This window comes from Acinetobacter sp. USHLN143 (assembly GCF_037145695.1).
GTDB classification, from domain to species: domain Bacteria; phylum Pseudomonadota; class Gammaproteobacteria; order Pseudomonadales; family Moraxellaceae; genus Acinetobacter; species Acinetobacter fasciculus.
The window spans coordinates 1-201 of sequence record NZ_JBBCWZ010000383.1; the positions used below are offsets into that span (position 1 = coordinate 1).

The 201-nt window shown below is 40.8% G+C and carries 1 pseudogene; it reads right to left on the reverse strand.

Features of this window, described 5'->3' with window-relative positions:
* Positions 1–201: pseudogene (locus WFH18_RS18490) on the reverse strand (IS4-like element ISAba33 family transposase); the annotation flags it as partial.

Consider the following 201-nt stretch of genomic DNA (forward strand, 5'->3'; position numbering starts at 1 on the left):
GTCTGTCAAGCGCGTATTTTCAAGATTAAACCCGCGTCCTTTGAGACAACTGAATAAGGTTTCAATTTCCCAGCGTAATGCATAATCCTGAATAGCATTGGCATTAAACTGAGGAGAAACGACGAGTAAAAGCTCTCCATTTTCTAACTGTAGTGCACTTATATATAGTTTCACCCGACCAACCAAAATCCGTCGTTTACG